17 protein-coding genes and 2 pseudogenes are annotated in these 18,837 nt (G+C 37.9%); 5 read left to right on the forward strand and 14 right to left on the reverse strand.

Annotated features, from left to right (window positions below; translation table 11 throughout):
- Positions 1 to 294: 294 nt before the first annotated feature.
- The 4 genes and pseudogenes from ACY3XC_RS07280 to ACY3XC_RS07295 form a co-directional block, all read right to left on the reverse strand.
- Positions 295 to 666, reverse strand: coding sequence for a hypothetical protein (locus ACY3XC_RS07280; RefSeq protein ID WP_464867966.1), 372 nt, complete (start codon positions 664 to 666; stop codon positions 295 to 297).
- A gap of 97 nt (positions 667 to 763) precedes the next feature.
- On the reverse strand, positions 764 to 1,048 hold the full coding sequence (locus ACY3XC_RS07285) for a hypothetical protein (RefSeq protein WP_464867967.1): 285 nt from the start codon (positions 1,046 to 1,048) through the stop codon (positions 764 to 766).
- Between the two features lie 296 nt (positions 1,049 to 1,344).
- The gene (locus tag ACY3XC_RS07290; protein ID WP_464867968.1) at positions 1,345 to 2,676 is read right to left on the reverse strand and encodes a CoA-disulfide reductase; all 1,332 of its coding nucleotides are present in this window, start codon (positions 2,674 to 2,676) and stop codon (positions 1,345 to 1,347) included.
- A gap of 402 nt (positions 2,677 to 3,078) precedes the next feature.
- A pseudogene (locus ACY3XC_RS07295) lies at positions 3,079 to 3,267 on the reverse strand (GIY-YIG nuclease family protein); the annotation flags it as partial.
- 111 nt (positions 3,268 to 3,378) lie between these two features.
- On the opposite strand from ACY3XC_RS07295, the gene ACY3XC_RS07300 reads away from it, so the two are divergent.
- Together ACY3XC_RS07300 and ACY3XC_RS07305 are read left to right on the forward strand one after the other, a co-directional pair.
- Entirely contained in the window at positions 3,379 to 4,032 is a 654-nt protein-coding gene (locus tag ACY3XC_RS07300) for an IS607 family transposase (protein ID WP_464867969.1), read from the forward strand.
- On the forward strand, positions 4,019 to 5,479 hold the full coding sequence (locus tag ACY3XC_RS07305; protein WP_464867970.1) for a hypothetical protein: 1,461 nt from the start codon (positions 4,019 to 4,021) through the stop codon (positions 5,477 to 5,479). Before ACY3XC_RS07300 ends, ACY3XC_RS07305 begins: the two co-directional genes overlap by 14 nt.
- A gap of 232 nt (positions 5,480 to 5,711) precedes the next feature.
- Here ACY3XC_RS07305 and ACY3XC_RS07310 read toward each other — a convergent pair whose 3' ends face one another.
- From ACY3XC_RS07310 to hflK, 4 genes are all read right to left on the reverse strand, one after another.
- Positions 5,712 to 5,894, reverse strand: coding sequence for a GIY-YIG nuclease family protein (locus tag ACY3XC_RS07310; RefSeq protein ID WP_464867971.1), 183 nt, complete (start codon positions 5,892 to 5,894; stop codon positions 5,712 to 5,714).
- A 278-nt stretch (positions 5,895 to 6,172) separates the two neighbouring features.
- Positions 6,173 to 7,459 (reverse strand): NfeD family protein, encoded by a 1,287-nt coding sequence (locus tag ACY3XC_RS07315; RefSeq protein ID WP_464868052.1) that lies wholly within the window; start codon positions 7,457 to 7,459, stop codon positions 6,173 to 6,175.
- 175 nt (positions 7,460 to 7,634) lie between these two features.
- Positions 7,635 to 8,570 carry a protease modulator HflC gene (gene hflC, locus ACY3XC_RS07320; protein ID WP_464867972.1) on the reverse strand — a complete coding sequence of 312 codons (936 nt, stop codon included), beginning with the start codon at positions 8,568 to 8,570 and terminating at the stop codon, positions 7,635 to 7,637.
- Complete coding sequence (gene hflK / locus ACY3XC_RS07325) at positions 8,563 to 9,528, reverse strand: FtsH protease activity modulator HflK (RefSeq protein WP_464867973.1); 966 nt, start codon at positions 9,526 to 9,528, stop codon at positions 8,563 to 8,565. The genes hflC and hflK overlap by 8 nt, the downstream gene beginning before the upstream one ends.
- Positions 9,529 to 9,993: 465 nt before the next feature.
- Here hflK and ACY3XC_RS07330 point away from each other — a divergent pair, with 465 nt between their 5' ends.
- Together ACY3XC_RS07330 and ACY3XC_RS07335 are read left to right on the forward strand one after the other, a co-directional pair.
- Positions 9,994 to 10,254: an ABC transporter ATP-binding protein gene (locus tag ACY3XC_RS07330; protein ID WP_464867974.1), complete on the forward strand. Its 261-nt coding sequence runs from the start codon at positions 9,994 to 9,996 to the stop codon at positions 10,252 to 10,254.
- 192 nt (positions 10,255 to 10,446) lie between these two features.
- Entirely contained in the window at positions 10,447 to 10,896 is a 450-nt protein-coding gene (locus tag ACY3XC_RS07335; RefSeq protein ID WP_464867975.1) for a BsuPI-related putative proteinase inhibitor, read from the forward strand.
- 224 nt (positions 10,897 to 11,120) lie between these two features.
- Here the strand turns inward: ACY3XC_RS07335 and ACY3XC_RS07340 are convergent, their stop codons facing one another.
- From ACY3XC_RS07340 to ACY3XC_RS07360, 5 genes and pseudogenes are all read right to left on the reverse strand, one after another.
- Positions 11,121 to 11,204, reverse strand: a complete 84-nt coding sequence (locus ACY3XC_RS07340; protein ID WP_464868053.1) for a putative holin-like toxin — start codon at positions 11,202 to 11,204, stop codon at positions 11,121 to 11,123.
- 140 nt (positions 11,205 to 11,344) lie between these two features.
- Positions 11,345 to 11,584: pseudogene (locus ACY3XC_RS07345) on the reverse strand (RNA helicase); the annotation flags it as partial.
- 59 nt (positions 11,585 to 11,643) lie between these two features.
- Complete coding sequence (locus tag ACY3XC_RS07350) at positions 11,644 to 11,979, reverse strand: hypothetical protein (protein WP_464867976.1); 336 nt, start codon at positions 11,977 to 11,979, stop codon at positions 11,644 to 11,646.
- A 653-nt stretch (positions 11,980 to 12,632) separates the two neighbouring features.
- Positions 12,633 to 13,067, reverse strand: coding sequence for a DUF2278 family protein (locus tag ACY3XC_RS07355; protein WP_464867977.1), 435 nt, complete (start codon positions 13,065 to 13,067; stop codon positions 12,633 to 12,635).
- Positions 13,021 to 13,233: a DUF2278 family protein gene (locus ACY3XC_RS07360; RefSeq protein ID WP_464867978.1), complete on the reverse strand. Its 213-nt coding sequence runs from the start codon at positions 13,231 to 13,233 to the stop codon at positions 13,021 to 13,023. Before ACY3XC_RS07360 ends, ACY3XC_RS07355 begins: the two co-directional genes overlap by 47 nt.
- 354 nt (positions 13,234 to 13,587) lie before the next feature.
- Between ACY3XC_RS07360 and ACY3XC_RS07365 the strand changes: the two genes are divergently transcribed.
- Positions 13,588 to 14,553, forward strand: a complete 966-nt coding sequence (locus ACY3XC_RS07365; protein ID WP_464867979.1) for a C1 family peptidase — start codon at positions 13,588 to 13,590, stop codon at positions 14,551 to 14,553.
- A 927-nt stretch (positions 14,554 to 15,480) separates the two neighbouring features.
- On the opposite strand, the gene ACY3XC_RS07370 is transcribed toward ACY3XC_RS07365, so the two are convergent.
- Positions 15,481 to 18,819, reverse strand: coding sequence for a Tc toxin subunit A-related protein (locus ACY3XC_RS07370; protein WP_464867980.1), 3,339 nt, complete (start codon positions 18,817 to 18,819; stop codon positions 15,481 to 15,483).
- Positions 18,820 to 18,837: the final 18 nt, after the last annotated feature.

The raw sequence follows: 18,837 nt of genomic DNA on the forward strand, positions 1-18,837 counted from the left end.
CACTAACCTGCTTACGTTAGCTAAAAAACAAAAAAGGACCGTCGCAGCAATCCCTTGTTCTATAAACGCACCCGTTACTTTAAGTAAAATACTTCACAATCTTCTTCGTTAATCAAACATTAAAGCAATGCCTGGTAAACATCGCACCCCTAAATTCAAAATCTTTTTCTTCTTCTATTTCTCTTTATGGTTTTGCAAGAATCCCCACTTCGAATATTGTATTTTCTGGTGTTAATATGAAACTCTGGACAAGCCATACAAAATCAAGAAAATAAATAAAAAGAGAGTAACCTCTTAATTTTGGTTACTCTTAATTAATTTCTCAAGCTGTTTCACCTGTCCCTTGAGATCATCAATCTCTTTCACCTGTCCCTTGAGATCATCAATCTCTTTCTGCATCTTATCCTTCTCTTGATCTGACTTAAAATCATTTATTTGTGATTGAAAATCGGCAGAAACATCTATATTTAATTGAATGATTGCTCCAATAGTCGCCAAAGCGTCTGCCACTGTAGTCAATGTACCGGCAATTATACCTAGGATTACCCCAGTATTGTTAGGTGGCTTATATTCAAATTTACCTAAAGTTGAATTTGAATCATTAGCGTTATTGTTGTCTGTAGGAAGGACAGAAGTGGTACTGTAAATTCTTTTATTCTTATTCATGAACTTCACCCCATATATAAATCTCATTATTATTTACTATAAATAAAAAATTGAGAGGTATCATATAATCTTTTCTATTCTTATTTCAGTCATTCTGTTAACCTAATCGTTGATCCTGTTTAGCTCTATTTCCTATTTGTTTTTGTAAAAGTCTTATTTTTTCCTGTGTCTGTGTCATTTGTTGTAGGGTTTGTTGTAGTTGCAATTCTTGTAGTTCTTTCTCTTTTTGGTCTAGAATTTGCTGTACCTTATCATTTTCTAATGCAATTGCTTGCCAAAGAAGGAAAATTGCATCTTCTGTTGTAGTTAACCATTGTCCAACTAATTGTAAGATATCAACAGAATTAGAGTCATTCCCACCATTCTCAATATTACTAATCATAAGATCTACTCCCTTATTTTGTATCTGATCTATGTTATGCCAAAAGGGCTTGTGTTGCTTCGACCACTTTCTAACCTTGCGCTTTCAGTGTTTTCTTGAACAAACCTGCTTCGTTACTTTAAGTGTAATATTTCACATAATTCTAGTGGTATTCTTCCTGGTCTACTTAATATCCTTTAAATCTGAAAAAAAAAAGAGACACATTCCTTATTAGGAAATGCGCCTGATTGCTGAAGATTGTTATTAAGGAAAAGCACCCCGATTGTACCTTATATAGTTAATAGTTAGTATTAAAGCTACTTTACTCTTCTAGCTGCTTGCTGAATAGGATCCCATACACCATTATATGGAGGTGCATACGCAAGATCTAAATCAAGCAGCTCATCGGTTGTCATCGAATGGAATATTGCAGTTGCTAGAACATCGATTCGTTTGTCGATCCCATTTTCCCCAATAATTTGCCCACCGAGAACTTTATATGTTTCTTTATGATAGACAAGTTTCAATTTCATTTTTTTATTATTAGGATAATATCCAGCGATATCTGTTGATTTAATTGTTACAGAACCACATGGAATGTTCAGCATTTTTGCCTCTGTTTCTGTTATTCCTGTTCTCCCTAAAGTTAAATCGAAAAATTTTATGATTGAAGTGCCTACAACACCTTTAAATGTTTTATGTATATTAACGATGTTTAATCCGGCGATTTGACCTTGCTTATTGGCATGTGTTCCCAATGGGACATGATCCTCCATTTCTTTTACTCGATGATATTGTGTTGCACAATCTCCTGCAGCATAGATATCTTTAATACTTGTTTGCATATACGCATTTACTTGAATAGAACCATTAACACTTGTTTTGATTCCAGTCCCTTCTAAAAATAAAATATTTGGCTTCACACCTATAGCGACTAATACTAAATCTGTTTCATACTCCCCTTTATCGGTTTTCACATATTCAACATGCTCACTACCACGGAATGCTTCAACAGATTCACCCATTTTTAACACAATGTTTTGCTTCAATGCTTCTTCATGGATAAGTTCTGCCATTTCTTTATCAAATATTTTTGCTAATTGCTCATTTCTTTCAATGATCGTTACCTTCTTGCCGAGCTCCGCAAAACTTTCAGCCATTTCAAGTCCAATGTATCCGCCACCAATAACTGTCACATTTTTTATATCTTTCTCAAGATAATCCATGATTGTCTTTGCATCAGGAATTGCCTTTAATGTGAAGACACCTGGAAGTTTAACACCCTCCCACTTTGGAATGACCGGGCCTACGCCGGTTGCAATAAGAAGGCGGTCATACGGAAAGCTAAACGTTTCACCATTACTATGGTTTATTCCACTTACCATTTTATTTTTCGTGTCAACCTTTTGGACTTCATGATATACTCGTGCATCAATGCCATATTTCTCTTTAAAAGTAGACGGTGTACGTGCTATTAACTTATCTGTTGACTCAATCTTCCCACTGATCACATAAGGTAGGCCACATTGTCCGTACGAATACACTCCACCCTTTTCTAAAACAGTGATTTCATGTCCAGAACTGTTTCGTACAATTTGCATTGCAGCACTCATCCCTGCTGCATCTCCACCAATAATAAGCACTTTCATACTCATCCCTCCTTTCTTTATTTTCCATTTATTACTGATTTTTAAACATGAAGAAAGATTTATCCCCATATAGGGGTAGCGTCAGGAATGCGGATTTACAACGCTTAGTAAATTCAATATATAAAAGTAGAATTCCTGTAAAGGAACCGACTTTTAGTATTTTCTTTGTTAAACTAAATCACCAGTCCTAATATAAGGTTAGCCAGATTTTCTGGTTGACCTTTTTGTTTATGGTTTTATTATTACGGTAGTCGGGGAACGTCGTACCCTTGGGACTCGATTCCGTCAACTAAACTGTTCACCCCCTACTTGTATATCAACTCAAGCTACCCGTTAGCGCAATAAGGATAATATATTAAACAGTATGAAAAAGATATTGATAAGATATAAGGGCTGCACAAATTAAGACTTTTTTTGGTGATAACCACGTTCTCCATATGGTTGTAACTTTTCTAGCCATTTTTCTTCAAGTGCCAATAAAGCTTCTTTTTCGTTAAAATAGGGCCTATCATCCTTTTTTAATTTTTCTAGGATGTCTATCTTGAAAGCATCTCTTCCGTACTGGTTCCATTCTTTTTGCAGCTCTTTATTGGTGGTAAAAACAGCTGTAAATAAAATATAAAAAAGTGTAATAATATGTACAAAAACATATTGTAAAAAGGATTCTGAATAGTAGTAAAATAGATGTAGAGGTGATTCTCTATGTCTATTTTTTTATCGCAGAAACAGGCGCGGGAATTTTTAAATATTACTCGAACCACCATATTACGTTGGGAAGAACAGGGTAATATTAAAGTCTATAAAACAAGCGGCGGTCACCGAAGGTATCTAAAAAGCGATTTAGAAAAGCTAATTGGCTTGGATGCTGTCGAATCTGAGAATATAAAATTAAAATCCATTTGTGTCATTTATGCGCGAGTTTCTACAAAAAAACAAGAGATAACAGGAAATTTAGATCGCCAAGTAGGAAGGCTTACCTCTTTTGCCTTAGACAACCGAATGTCCATTTCACATATAATAAAAGAAGTTGCCAGTGGAATTAATGAAAACAGGAAAGGAATAAAAAAATTATTATCTATTATTGATAAAGAACCGATTCAATATTTAGTTATCGAGTATAAAGATCGGTTTGCCAGATTTGGGTACAATTATTTGGAAGTTTACTGTAGGTCACATGGGGTTGAAATTATCACAGTTGAACAACAGGAAAAAAAAGAGCTTAATGAGGAAATGGTCGAAGACCTTATTTCAATCATGACATCATTTTCCGCTAGATTATATGGACGAAGAGGTTCTAAGAAAATGAAAAAGACGCTTTTAGAGTTGGAGAAGGAGGATCAGGATGTCAAAGAGTGAATATGAACAGCCCATTACATTCACAGGGAGTATCTCAAATCCACCGGTAGGTGAATCAATGATTCTGGACGAACTCATGCGTAAATTTCAATCCGCTAAACGATTTATTCGCGAACGCATCTTTGATGGATTGGATCGAAAGAATGCCGCTGCGAAAGCGAAGCCACTATTTCTAAATAACTCCCGCTATATGAGGGATGCGTTTCTTGAAGCAGAAGCTTCCATTTCCTCGCAAAGGGAATTGTTGCCCTTATATGTTGAGCAATACAAGACAGCAATACAAAAAATTGAAAAGAAAATAAAGAAAACCCAAAAATCCAGACAGCCCAATAAGGAAGACCTCATCCTTTATATGCAGTACCGAATCAAAAAGTTAACCAAGAAAATGAAGTATTATCAATTTCATATCGAAAACTGCAGTGTTCCAAAAGTCGTGGACGGTACAAAGAAAAAACTAATCCTTTTAAATAAGCATAAAATCACCAAACAGGAGTGGGTCGATTCACGAACAAACGCTCTTTTTTCTCGCGGGGAAGCCTCTAAAGCCGGGAATGAAAATATCAAATTGCATTATTTACAAGACCAGTCTGTAGAAATGAAGGTGCTAAACCCATTATCCTCTAAAAGAAATGACAGACTTCGTTTTGAAATCCAATTCTCCGAAAAACACATCTTGACGATTCTCACCTATCTTTCAAGTGGAAAGGCCTATAGTGTCCGAATTCTAAGAGAAAACGGAAAATACTATGTCCACCTAACCTTCAACCAAAAATTGGAATCCACCTATGATTTTACAAATGGCTGTGCAGGTCTCGACATCAATCCAGACAATTTAGCCGTTACAATCGTTTATCCTAATGGGAATTTTAGAGTAAGCAAAGTATTTTGGATGAATGATGTCAATAGCGTGCGCTCCGAGAAACGGAATTGGATGATAGGGAATACCGTTGCTTCCGCCATCGAATGGGTAAAATCGGTTGGCATCGACATCATCGCCATTGAAGATTTATATTTCAAAAACGATTTGAGCAAAAATACAAAATTCAATCGGATGAGCAGTAATTTTGTTTATCGAAAAATCCTCACCACCTTGATTTCTAAAAGCATTAAGGAGGTAGTAACTCTTGCGCAGGTCCCGGCCTATTATTCCTCTTTAATTGGACGGGTTAAATATCAGAAAGCATATGGATTATCTATTCATCAAAGTGCTGCCCTCGTATTAGCGAGGAGAGCAATGGGCTTTAAAGAAAAAATTCCGAATCAAATGATGTCAGTCCTTTTTGCTATGGAAGCAAAAAAGGGGCATTCCTTGAGTAATTTATTTAAACATTGGAAAAAAGTACAAGCCTGGTTTTCATCCTTAAGGGAACTTGCCTATCGAAATCATAAACCTTATAAACATTGGTGGGTAGATGACTTTATCCACTACCCAGACGTATATGTTTAGTGAAACGATATTCAAGCCTTTATTTTAGTGCGGACATTCTCAAGAATGTGAAAATTCCTACGGAAGGATTGCCGTAAGAGGATAAAGGTAGCCCAGGTAACTCCTGCCCTATGGTGTGCTCTGATAAAAGAGACCGAAAGACATAGGTGTTCATACGAAGGTTAAACCCTAGACCAGCGAAGGGTTGGACAAGAGTCTTTACTTGAAAATCTAAGGCAAACGATACGATTTGTTATGATTTGAAAGAGCTGGTGTACCCATTTGTTTCAAGCATGAATGTTATGCCATTTAGAGTTTTTAAGTTTTTCGTACTTCCAACCAATATTTTACTGTTGATTGTATTCTTTATCTGATAGATTCCCGCTTCAACGGATGTTTCCTTAAATTGTTGTTTCAACTCTTTTCTGCGGTCCATTTTTTCACCTACTATTTTCATTTACTTTTTTAACCAATAACTACTTCCATCTAATTTACGATCTTAAAAGCCCTATTCGTCTAAATATCTTGTTATTAAAACATAATCTTCATAAAAGCCTTTTAGAATCTAGTTTAATTCCTGTTCATCATAATGGTAATCCATTTTTAAATGGTTAGAAATTTCTCTTAGGAAAATAATTTTTTCTACAAATCTCGATATATGCCAGGTGGTATCAAGCACAAAATCTCAAATTTTTTGATTTACATGACGTCTTCCTATTTTTCCTCCTTATCCGGATTTGGTATTTCTCTTACAATAATACGGGACCCTTCTGCCCTCACTACTTTTACTTTGGATCCTTTGCCAATATAGCCACCTTCACTTACAGCATCTAGCCTTTCGTTTTCAATGACGATGGTACCAGATGGCCGCAGGACTGTTAACGTAGACCCAACCAGTCCGATTAATTCTAAACGGCTTATATTTGCGATATAACCGCTTTCTGTATTCGTGGAATCGGTTAAAATGATCTTTTTAAACAGGCTCATTTTTTTACCAAAGACCTTAATCATTAGAATAGATATCAAGATGGAAACTATAATGGCCACTAGCAGGGATATACCCATATAAACTGCATTATCCGCTGCCAAAAAGAAACTTGCAACCATTGCGATAAAGCCGATGATCCCTGCAATACCACCTGATAGAAACAACTCTAATAGTATGAGGGCAATCCCGATAATAAATAGGATAAGGGTTTCATAACCTGTAAGACCCGCGACGAGATGTCCATAAAAAAACAGAAGCAATGATGACACTCCGATAAACCCGAAAACACCGAAACCAGGTGAGAATAATTCCAATACGAGACCAAGAAGTCCAATCGTTAGTAACATCGAATAAACAAATGGATTCGTGATAAAGCGGGCCATTTTTTCAGCCATGCTTACTTCAAGAGTTCGTACATCCGCTTCGGGGTATCCGAGTATTTCAAGCAGTTCATCAAGATTGTTAACAATTCCTTCAGCGTATTTGACCTCTACCGCCTGTTCAGAGGTTAATGTTAATAATTTCCCTTTTTCGGCTCCGTACTCTGGTAAATCAACATTTTCATCCGCCATTGCTAGTGCATAAATGGGATCCCGGCCGGCATGCATGGCCGCATTTTTCATTTCGGCAAACCAATAGGATTCCGCCTTCTTTCCAGCGGCATTCCCTTGCTGGTCAATGATCGCAGCCGCTCCCATCGTCCCTCCTTTCACCATGTAGATTTCATCCATATTTAATGAAATATAGCTGCCTGCGGATAACGCTCGGTTATTAATAAAAGCTACTGTCTTGGTTTTCGTGGACGTAAGCAGCCTGCCAATATCTACAGCAGCATCAACGGCTCCACCGGGGGTATTGATTTCAAAAATAATCACCTTCGCATTATCATTCTCAGCACTTTCAACGGCTCTTTTCAAAAAGGCGTACAATCCCTTTTCAACTGTTTCTTCAATCGGTACAACATAGACAACTTCTCCTTTTGCAGAGCTGTCCACTGGGAGCAGCATAAGCATAAAGCCAACTATCAATGATAAACAAGCAACGATCCGTATTCGATACACTTCTTTTCGCTCCCTTCTATTTATGTTTCTCCTAAAAAAACCTTTTTCTTACCAGACAGGACAAGCCCTGCTACACCGAAGCCAATAGCAGGGCATTATCATTCATTTAACTTGCTGGTATATATGATTAATCTGTATATCCCATCAACAAACGTGCATATGGGGAGTCGGATGGAAGGACGATAACGGTCTCATCATTAATCGTCTTTTTGTACGATTCTAAAGTTCGGAACATGGAATAAAAGCTTGGGTCTTTTGAGAACGCCTGATTATAGATTCTCGCTGCCTCAGCTTCCCCGTCAGCACGAATGGCTTCCGCTTCCGCTTTCGCTTTTGATAGCAATTCCTTCACTTCGCGATCCGTATCAGCTTCAATTCTATTCTTTTCTGCATCACCCATAGACAGATATTCCTGTGCCTTCGATTCTCGTTCAGAAATCATTCTTGTGAATACAGACTGTTCATTCTCCGAAGGTAAATCCGTGCGCTTCATCCTTACGTCCGTAACCACAATCCCATAATGATCATTTCCGAGAAGGTCATTCACCTTATCAGTGATCCGATCATTTAAAGAACCACGTGAAGATTTTTCATCATTAATAATTTCATCATAGTTTAACTGCCCGAGTTCTGAACGAACGACGGAGTAAATAAATTCCTCCATTCGGGATTCGGCTTTTTCAACGGTCCTAGCATTGGTGATCATCTTTTTTGGATCTTCAATTCTCCAAATAGCATAGTTATCAATGAGCATACGTTTCTTATCCTTGGTGTTAATCTCAGCTTCGGTAACATCATACGTCATTTGATATTTTGGCAGAGTCGTGACACTTTGAATGAACGGAACTTTATAGGTTAACCCTGGGGTATTCACAATTCGTACCACTTCACCAAACTGCCGAATCACTTTATACTGGCCTTCTTTCACAACGATGAGGTTTAAAAGGAATACCCCTAAGAGGACGATTACGATAATGATAAAGATGCCTATTTTTTTGTAGTTCCGCCAGTTAAATCCTTTTGGACCGCGACCCTCTATGTTGACTACATTGTCATTACTCATTTTTTTCACTTCCTTCCCCATTTGTCTTTGGCTGTTCGTTTTCCAAAGGTCTGATTGGGAAATATTTCAATGTATCTCCATTATCGTTCATAATATAAATTTCAGCATTAGGAAGAACCTTTTCAAGCGTTTCCAAAATTAAACGCTCACGAGTAATGTCAGGATTGGTACGATATTCATCGTACAGTTTATTGAATACGGAAACATCTCCTCTTGCTGTTTCGATCCTTGCTGCTTTATCACCTAGGGCTGCTGAATCTATGGCAGCCACTTCCCCTTTGGCTTCATTAGTACGTTTGTTTCGATATTTCCCTGCTTCATTAATCTTTGTATTCATTGTTTCACGGGCATCTGTAACATTTGTAAATGCCTTTCTTACCTCATCATTGGGCAGCTCCACATCCTGAAGCTTGACCGCAAGGATCGAAATCCCGATATCGTATTTTTCTACCAATGTAGATAACAAATCCCGGACATCCGCTTCAATTTCAGCCTTTCCTGAGGTTAAAGCGTCATCAATTTTCGAACTTCCAATAATACTTCTTAAAGAGGCAGATGTAGCATTATACAATATTTCTTCTGGCTTCTCAGCATTAAATAAATATTTGGCTGGCTCAGTTATTTTCCATTGGACGACTAAGTCCGCTAAAACAATATTTTCATCACCCGTAATCATTTTCGTTTCATTTGGAAACTCTTTTATTTCCCCATCTTTCTCTTCATAACCGAATTGTAGACTAAAGGTTTCCTTTGATAACGTTTCAACAGATTGAATGGGCCACGGAAGCTTAAAATGTAACCCGGGTTCATTGACCCCTTCTTCAACCTTACCAAAGGTAATAATAACGGCTTGCTCACTTTCATCGACGGTGTACCAAGTGGTGAAACCGACCATAACGACGATTGCTGCTAAAAAAATCAGGCCAACGATTTTATATATTTTATTTAAATTAGCCATTTCGTCTCCCCTCTTTTTGCAAGTCTTTAGTTTTTATTACGGCTATTTTACAAAAAAGTTTCAATATTTAATAAATAGTAAACTTCCCTTTGCTATATTCCTATTTTTATAGATTGGTTTTCCCCTTATGCTATATATTTCCAAATATGAGGAAAAGATTTGATTTCCTTTAATAACCTACATTCCTAGGTTTTCCGCGACACTTTTTATTCAGCTTTTTCAATGAAAAAGATACCTTTAAAAACACCAAAAAGACCCCTAGGAAGATATAGAGGTCTGTAGGTCAATAGAATCCAAAAATAAGAAAATAGTAAGTAGATAATTACCAATATACTAAGATTTTCCCTCAATTTAATAAGGCACTGTGATTTAAAGGAGGTATATTAAGAAAATCTATTAAAAATCACCGATCCAAATAGTACTGTTAAGGAACCATCAATTAGTCAAGCAGAAGTAGAGGCACTAGTGGATGCAAAGCTAAAGGAACATGCTGCAGCATTAGAAACAAACCAAGTTCCCCTCCAGGATGAGGATTACACATTATCAGCAAAGCAGATCGAATATGCACGCTCGTTGATTGAAAAAGTAAAAGATGAATTTGAACTGGCCATCAATCCAACTGAGCTAACCATAAAAGATTTAAATAGGTTAATTGCTTATAATCGTTATAAAAATAAGGGTACCCTTATTAATCTTGTGAAAAAGGGTGTTCTTAAAAGGAAATAAAGCAAAAAAACATCCTCGACTCCAAATTAGAGCACGAGGATGTTTCTTTTTTGCAGGTAAGACCTCCTACTGAACTGGATTAGAAAAACCGTTTATGGGCTATCCTCATTAATAGGCAAAGCTACTATGTAACATTTTCCATTTAAATAAGTCTATATAAGTGAAGAACCTTTATGATAACGGGGTGATCATATGAGAAAAGGTAAAAAAATGATTTCATTGTTATTAATAGTAAGCTTGATGGTTATTGGTTTATTTGTGTATTATGGAAATTTTGACAGCGACAAAGTTGCAAAAGGACAGGAGGATGTTATGTCGAGTTTAGTTGACAAAGGAAATGGGAAGTTTCGTTTTCAAATAACCAATCCAACAGATAAAGACATAACATTTCATTTTACAAGCAGCCAACGTTTTGATTATGCGGTGAAAACGGAGGATGGTGAACAGGTATTTCTATTCTCAAGCGTCGCCCTATTTATGGCTGTACTAGGTGAAGAAACGCTTAAACCAGGGGAAGAATTACATTATGATATAGATTTAACTGAACTAAATTTAGAAAAAGGCAAATACATTCTAGAAGCTTGGTTAACTCCTACTAGTAAAGAAAAATATAAGGTCGAGATGGACTATATCGTTCAATAACTTTGAATTTGAGGTTAGTAAATGGAGTATTAAGCAAATTTGTATAAATAATTTTTCAGTTTTGCACATTTTCATTCATTTCAGTTATAATAAAATTAAGTTCTGAATAAATTAAAAAAGACCGAACATGCAGCAACATGTCCGGTCCAGCAATAGACGGTTCCCTCTAAGGGAGTCAGCTAAAAGGCGAAATAATCCACCTGAGCCACTAACTCAAGGGTGGATTATTTTTTTGATTTAAATGACAGTATGGTTACGATTAAACTGGCAAAACCAATCGCAAACATTAAAGCCTCAAAAACTGTCATTCAGCATCACCCCCTTTCTGTTTGGGAGTGTGCCGACCACCCTTGAGAAATCCTATTCTATTACTCTTCTAGTATATCATAAAAGCGCAAAAGGAGAACATACATTCGAGAAATATCATTAATTAATAACATTTAAATTATTAACTTAATGGTAATCGTGCCTTCCGCTCAAAGTGATAATGTAAGCGATACTCATAAATTCCCTTTGTCCAATGCCATAAAATGTCCTCATGTACTATTATTACATCAAGGTTTAATTGAAATAGATCACTTTCATAGGAAATTAGCCCCTTAGAGCTGCCACTCCATTTTGTCATTGGCATGGCAGCAATTAGTTTGCTGACACCTCTCTCATCATACTCCCATAATTTCTTGGCTCTTTATCGAAAAAATAAAAAGTGCCTGGCACCAAAAATTGTGGCGACTGGCACTTCTTTAATTAAATTACTTTTTCTGTAGAAGAATTATATTCTACATATAATTTTCCTTTTACAATCTTATCAAGATGCCACCACCACTGTTCAAGTGGAATTCCATTTATATCAGATAGAGAAAAATCATATACGCTGCCGATATGTTTAGCCATCTCTTCCGCTTTTTTCAACAAAATTAGATCATACATGGATAAAAGGATTTTTTCATCCATATCAAGTTCATGTTTTACGTTCTCAAGTAGTGTACGATCGTGTAGCATCCTCAAATGCTCATATGCACTGTAATCGAGATCATTTATATCTTCGCCGTAGTTCAGAATATCTTGTTTATATTGACTCATCCAACACATCCTTTACTTTGCCGATTATTTACTAAATAATTTTGTGGTTTTCCCTTCATGCATGTGACCATCACACCGTCTTCTCCACAAATTACTATCCATTATATTTTATTATCATCTATATAAGAAGATAATGACAATAGTCCTATTATTTCCATTTATGCGGGCACTTATCTGTCCAATTAGAACTACCTAATGATATAAATGAATCCTTGCCTTAACATTATAAATCATTAAACTAGAGCAAAATCCTACCTACAATTGCCTCATACATATGCTTGGATTAACAAAGGTAATGGTTACCAAGTAAATGTAAATAACCATAAAGGCCGCCAATGGCTTCCGCCTGAATTAGGCAAAGCTTTGAATATTATAAGACAATATTTACGGATAAACTTTTGAAATTGTCCGGCATCCAAAACAAATATTCCTTCCTCTCTGAATGCGATACTATTCATGCAATCCGAAATAAAGTAGCCCATACGGGTGAAGTAAAGAAAGAAGATTTTATTCAATTAACCGCATTCTTGAACAAGCTTTAAGAACAAATAGTCTTTTAAAACCTTTAAAAGTCAAAACCTTTCACTACTTGAAAAAAGACACCTAAGAAACATTCTCTCTTCTAGGTGCCAATTTTCTATTCAGATTTCTTGCTATCGAGGACGACCTTGCTCATCTGTATTCAATGATTGTGTTTCAAATTTGGTAAGGAAAATAGAAAATGATGGTTCCGGACATTCATACTCAAGTAAAACACCACCGTCTTGCCATATACCATTTTCCTGTGAAAAATCACTACCTATCGGATCACCCTGATTCATATGAACATTATGTAGCCCTAATCCCGTTACATAGGGTTCTCCGAAAATATAAATTCTTTTTACATTGTTGAGGTATGATTGCATTTGCAGGATTACATTGTTCCCACTTTCTGGTTTCCATTCTCCGATATTATTTATTCCTGGATGACGAATAAAATCAAACGCTCCTGATGTTAAATCATTTACTAAACGATGGAAACCATCGGGTTTAGATATAATTTTAGAGAAAAAATTGTCTGTCCACGTTTTGGTAATCTTTGTACTCAATTTTAATCTGCGTTCTTGATTTCAGATTGATTACACACTCGCATAGTCCATCTGGAGTATCTACATTAATGTGATAATGGGGCCAACGACCCTCAGAATCCGGACATTCAATAAAGTGTCTGTCCACTTTTCCAATTACTACGCCGTATCCGTTATTTAAAGGCATACCTATCCCCTTTTGTCATACAACCTTATTTAAAGCTATTTTTGCTGTTAAACATATTATTACAAAAATTCCGAGTGATTATGTAATTAGAACTAATCGCCTGATGAACAAAATACGTGGTTTCATTCTGTTCGTAATCAAACACTTGATCGGAGGTACATAGAACCCCCCTTATCTGATAACACTAATGGTCGTATAATATAGCCTGAAGAACAAAGCCTAATGGGGAACCACTTATTATGCAATCTCTATACTCAATGGGGTATGAAGACGTGAAAAAAATCTTTATCGGGTTAATATTTAATTTAGGATTTATCCTTACCGCTGTAAACAATGTAAAGGGGAAATGTATGTATGGATAATGGTGAATTTTTAGAACAGATCAGAAGCGTGTTAAACGTGAATGGCGATCCATGGTTGGCAGGGGTGACAAGCTTGACCTCGCTTCCATTTGATGTAAAGAAGCAATACCTTGGTGCTACACCGCCACCAGGCGTACTTAGTATCGATGAGATAGAGCAGCGTGTGTTATTAATGAAAGAATCATTTAAGGCTGAGGCGTTAGCTGTGGTACGTGATATTGCAGCGTACGATTTACGCAATGTGAATGGAAAGAATTATGTAACGCCAATTAAGAATCAAAAAGGTTGTGGCTCGTGCGTAGCTTTCGGGACCATTGCTACCATGGAGAGCACTTTACGAATGCAGCATAACGACCCGGACTATCCGGTTGATCTCAGTGAGGCTCATTTATTCTTCTGTCTTGGTAATGCTGTCGGTTTCAATGCGTCCTGTCAAAATGGATGGTGGCCACATATAGCTTTAGACCGTATCCAAAACAACGGGATCTACGGAGAATCTTGGTTAAACTACGATGAGGCGCTTTCCAGAGCTGACCATTGTAGTGGTTTTGATCTTAATCCTAAATACTTTGTTAAGATTACAGGATATGAAGAAATCACCGGAAAATCGGCGCAGATTAAAGAATGGATAAATAGTAAGGGACCTGTTATCGCATGTTTCATAGTATACGACGATTTTTATAGTTATACCAGTGGGATATACAGACATGTAACAGGAGAACGACACGACGGGCATTGTGTAACGATTGTCGGGTACAACGACGACGAGGGCTACTGGATTTGCAAGAATAGTTGGGGCCTGGATTGGGGTGAAGAAGGGTTCTTCCGAATTGCTTATGGCGAGTGTGCAATTGATTCCTGGGGAAACTACGGTGTTACTGGCATCGAGATAGTAACAATAGAGCCGGTGCCGGATCCTGACGAGTGTACTGAATATGATTGCCCCCCATCTCATTAAGTTTGAGCTCAATGAGAACTGGGGTCACCACCCCTACAGCTGTGCTAACCTCGACGGAGCACTGATCTCAATATAACCTACTGAAACGCGGATGTGTGATTACCATTTGTGTTGTGTTATAACCTAAAAAGACCCAGTATGATACTAAAAGTGCAAGATTCCTGCTTAACATGAACATAGTAAAGTCATATCCGAACAGCTAAAGGAAAATCCGATGACGGGCTTCCGTTATACAGTGAAGAAAACTATTGGGAGAAGCAGAGTTACAACGTCGCTGTTCACTGTAACTCTTCATGGGCTCTGCCGTCGCCCCTCCTGCATCGTAGATACAAATGTGTTCTCCACTAACTGAATTGAATGAGAAACTCCCGTCACTCCTTAATCTGAGTAGGTTTTCCCGATATTTCTGTATACCCATAGTCTTATAATTAGCCTAAAAACCAGCCGCCTCTATCTTTCCTACTGCAGCTCTGGCTCTGCAACCTAGAGCCAAAAGCTTTCGTCGACAACTCCCTTGTTCTTCAATGCTTCGTATGTACCATCCAAAATCATAGAATTGTCAATACTCATGAATTCCCTCATTCATTATGGTGAAATCTTAACTTGGAGAAAAAAACAACGCATATATTTAACATAAGCTAAATATTCTAATAAATTTCAAAAAAATGCAGGAGGAAGTCAATAGCGTCATATGTAAAATATAAGTGCAGGATTACCAGTAGTTTTTGGTAATAATACGACACAAAGATTCATTGGAGAAAGACAGTGGGGAACGGAGAGTGATATCTCGTCTGTCATGGCACGACTTTCTGCCCTTGAGGAACAGGGTAGCCATTCTTAATAGAAAAGTAAATTCAATTCTTAATAGTATTCACTAAGGGGGAAATAAATCCCCCGCTTTTTTATCCTGTTCCTGTATACCAAAAATTACTTACCCCATGTCACCGCAATCATTACATCTTTCATTGATTTTTTATTAAAATACATTTTTAAAGTTGAATTTTCTGGATTTTCAGCATCCGCAGGTTTGCATGGAAATTGTTCCTTTTCTAGTTTCCCTTGTAACAAGTCCTTAACGTAAGTAGTTAAGGTAACAACATTTTCACCAGAGCCGTTAGGACTCCTGCTGATTTTGATGTTTTCTTCTGCAGAGTGAGCAAAGACTTCTATTTGCTTTATAGATCCTAATTTCTCTCTGCTCCAGTACGGATAGTGTTCTTCCCTAAATATTAACTTTAATTCGCCCCATGCATTCTCCGAAACATTTACGTTTTGAAATTTAGTCCAAGCATTTGGAAACTCGTGCCGTACTGAAAAAAAACGTACAGAACCAACAGTAGATGCCTCATCGATATGTTTGTTAAGGTTTTTCACTGAACCATTTCGCAGCAAACCTCCACCTTCACGTGCCGTATAGCGAATGTGCAGAATCACATCATTGATTGTATCAAAATCAAATTGAGGTATTTCTGATGGCAGTTGTAGTTGCCAATTACTAATTACACCTGAACCTTCGAAGGGAAGATACCGTTCATCATGGAGATTTGTTTCAAACATGCCGCTATCGTTTATTCCACTACTGGTGACAATCGATTGCAGGCTGCCGTAAAAGTCATTAAAGCGACTATCTTCGGCACCTTCACGTGCGTATCCGTCTCCGTTTCCAAGGAGTATTGGTTTGGTACGGATGGTGCTTTTTTGTAGAGTTAAAGTGCAATTGACACTGGTGTACGGGCTTGTTACAGAAGGGATACTCAAAGAAATGGACTTAATTCGCCGGAAATAATGCCCAGGACCATCCAGATCAAATAGTTCTTCAGGTAATGATACTGTACATTTTCCTGTCTTACGTAGCTTCAACAATTCAATTGGATCGACTTGCCATAGACTAACGTTTTTTGTCAGCTCATATTCCCTTGTGTTTAGGTCATGATAGGCCATTTCCATTCGTTTAATATCCAGGTATAGTTTTTCTCCCGCAAGCAGCCCCTCTTTTCCAGTGAGATACCCATATTGAATATAGCTTAATTTAGGATCACCCAGTTCGTGCTGCAAGGCACGTTCTGCTTTCTTTGCTATATCGAATGTAAATTGGAAGCATTGTCCGTATAACCCTTTTATCTCTCGTTTCATCCATGTATAAAATGACTTCTTAGTTATTTTACCCTCCTTTTCATCGGACAAAAATTTCTCAATATCTTCGGCAAGCTTTATTTGCTTCTGGTGATTTAGGTATTCCCGTTCAGCCATTTGCTCTCGGATTTGTGCTGCCCGGATCTGTTTATAAATCTGGTTAATTTCTCCGGCAACTTGTGTACTTTGGTATGCCCATTCCTGTTCACGGCGGCTATAAGAGCCAATTTTAGCCATGTTTGCAGCTTCGTAATTAAGTCTGTCCACATCAGAGCGCATGGAACTTGCCAATAAGGATAACGCCTTTGATAAAAAAGAACCCCCAAAAATGATACCTGCTCCCAAGCCTATGGGTTTTATATCTGGCGTGAAATCGGGGATTATTCCCAGCACTGAACTAAGTTTTTCTAATGATGCAATTTCCTCTTGCGAGTCTCTTGATAATTTAAGTTTTAGCAATTCTGTAGCTTCCTGTTGATTTAGTTTTTTGCCTCCTCCCTCTCCGCTCAAATCCTCAGCTATGTCAACCGGGATATCACGGGGTAGCAAAATGGGTTCGACAGACTTGAATTTCATTTCCTCTAAGCCATTTTTATCGAGTTTCTCCAGTTTTGGAATCTTGCTCAAAATCTCATTTTTTGTTTCACCAAGTAATCGTTCGTAATACATGAAGCGCTGGACAAAATTCGAAAGAGTTTGTTCCAGTACTTCTCGATTCTTGATTGATTCTTGCCACTGTTGGTATTTTACATTCTCTGCCATTTTTAAAATCGTATGTTCGTGCTGTGCTCTTAGGATTGCAAGGGCTTCATTGTCCTCCTTCTCCATAGCAGAGAGTAGGTTGCTGCCCAGTGCCTTCACTTCCTGACAAATTTCGCTGGCTCTTTGTATCAAAAATTGGAATCGTACGAGTGGCAGCGACTGAACCGTTCCTGAAATGACGGCAGCCACATCCAGCCCGGCAGCAGCGGCTTTGGCCAGGAGTGCCGGGTCAATAGGCGGTTCAAATAATGGCAACTGTCGAAAGATTCCTTGGAAATTAAGACTGTTACGAATTTTAAAAAGGCGGTCAGCAACAGTATCCCAATATTCCATCAATTTATCGTTGCGGGGAATGCAAAAATACAATCCCAGACCCACGCTGTTTAAGTTTGTTATTTCTTCCTTTTCTGCCGTTGATGGCGGAGGCTGGATCAAATTAAACGGGATATCACTTTCCAGCTTACTTAAGACATTTCCGAATTCATCCAAGTCTTTCTGCAGATTGGCATAAGTCATCGGACGTACCGAACCTTTTTTCGGAATTGCTTGGGGACGCGGGCCAAGAAGACTGGCAGCAAGAATGTAAATCTGTGCACCTTCGTTGATGCTTTCACCCGTATCCTGCCGAAAAAGCATGTCCCCCCAGGCGATTAAGTTATCCAGGTAAGCCATCACAGCTTTGAACATGTACGAGGATTGACGATACCGGGCAACGACGTGCGGCCTGAACGGCGCGTTTCTCCATGCACCAATACTATTGACAGTATCTTGCAGGAGCTTAGGATCCTTGTGTGAAGAAAGGTTCAAAAGGATATCCTCGACCAGTTGAACATCGGTCGTTTGGAAAGGTTTAACTTTCCAAAATCGCTCCGGTGTAGGTCCTTCACCGTCATCTGTCGGGTCAAAAATAAAGTGGAACCATTGTTGCGCTTCCTCAAAATGTTGATTTTTACTCAAATGTATGGCAATCGTAAGGGGTACGTGATAAAACAATTCCCAATTGTAGACAGAGTATGCACCGCTGATACTAAAATCTAAATCTTTAACCGGATACGGCTTATTTACCAATTCAGAGGGTTTATACCGGGACTCAGAGAATATCTCTTCGTATAGCACGGGCTTCGGTTTGCCATCAGGCAGTGTTTCATAACTGCCGTCTTGCTTTTTTTGGTATTCCGTATCGCTCGCCTGTAAACCGGAAATAGACGTTTGAATGAGTCGGCGAATTAGCTCAGCAGTATAAGGATGGAAATGCTGGTAAATCTGATAGCTGAGCTTTCGTTCCTGTATAATAACGTGAACTTTTTGACGTGAATGGTCCTTATTTTCAAAGGTGTCGAGATAGTGATGAAAGTTCGTGTTTTCCAGCATGAAAATCCTCCTTATGAT

This window comes from Bacillus sp. CZDM1 (assembly GCF_055502545.1).

Coding starts and splice junctions, on each gene's coding strand:
- ACY3XC_RS07280 (WP_464867966.1), bottom strand. CDS start 666: ATGAATAAGAATAAAAGAATTTACAGTACCACTTCTGTCCTTCCTACA.
- ACY3XC_RS07285 (WP_464867967.1), bottom strand. CDS start 1,048: ATGATTAGTAATATTGAGAATGGTGGGAATGACTCTAATTCTGTTGAT.
- ACY3XC_RS07290 (WP_464867968.1), bottom strand. CDS start 2,676: ATGAAAGTGCTTATTATTGGTGGAGATGCAGCAGGGATGAGTGCTGCA.
- ACY3XC_RS07300 (WP_464867969.1), top strand. CDS start 3,379: ATGTCTATTTTTTTATCGCAGAAACAGGCGCGGGAATTTTTAAATATT.
- ACY3XC_RS07305 (WP_464867970.1), top strand. CDS start 4,019: ATGTCAAAGAGTGAATATGAACAGCCCATTACATTCACAGGGAGTATC.
- ACY3XC_RS07310 (WP_464867971.1), bottom strand. CDS start 5,894: ATGGACCGCAGAAAAGAGTTGAAACAACAATTTAAGGAAACATCCGTT.
- ACY3XC_RS07315 (WP_464868052.1), bottom strand. CDS start 7,459: ATGCTTATGCTGCTCCCAGTGGACAGCTCTGCAAAAGGAGAAGTTGTC.
- hflC (WP_464867972.1), bottom strand. CDS start 8,570: ATGAGTAATGACAATGTAGTCAACATAGAGGGTCGCGGTCCAAAAGGA.
- hflK (WP_464867973.1), bottom strand. CDS start 9,528: ATGGCTAATTTAAATAAAATATATAAAATCGTTGGCCTGATTTTTTTA.
- ACY3XC_RS07335 (WP_464867975.1), top strand. CDS start 10,447: ATGAGAAAAGGTAAAAAAATGATTTCATTGTTATTAATAGTAAGCTTG.
- ACY3XC_RS07340 (WP_464868053.1), bottom strand. CDS start 11,204: ATGACAGTTTTTGAGGCTTTAATGTTTGCGATTGGTTTTGCCAGTTTA.
- ACY3XC_RS07350 (WP_464867976.1), bottom strand. CDS start 11,979: ATGAGTCAATATAAACAAGATATTCTGAACTACGGCGAAGATATAAAT.
- ACY3XC_RS07360 (WP_464867978.1), bottom strand. CDS start 13,233: ATGCCTTTAAATAACGGATACGGCGTAGTAATTGGAAAAGTGGACAGA.
- ACY3XC_RS07365 (WP_464867979.1), top strand. CDS start 13,588: ATGGATAATGGTGAATTTTTAGAACAGATCAGAAGCGTGTTAAACGTG.
- ACY3XC_RS07370 (WP_464867980.1), bottom strand. CDS start 18,819: ATGCTGGAAAACACGAACTTTCATCACTATCTCGACACCTTTGAAAAT.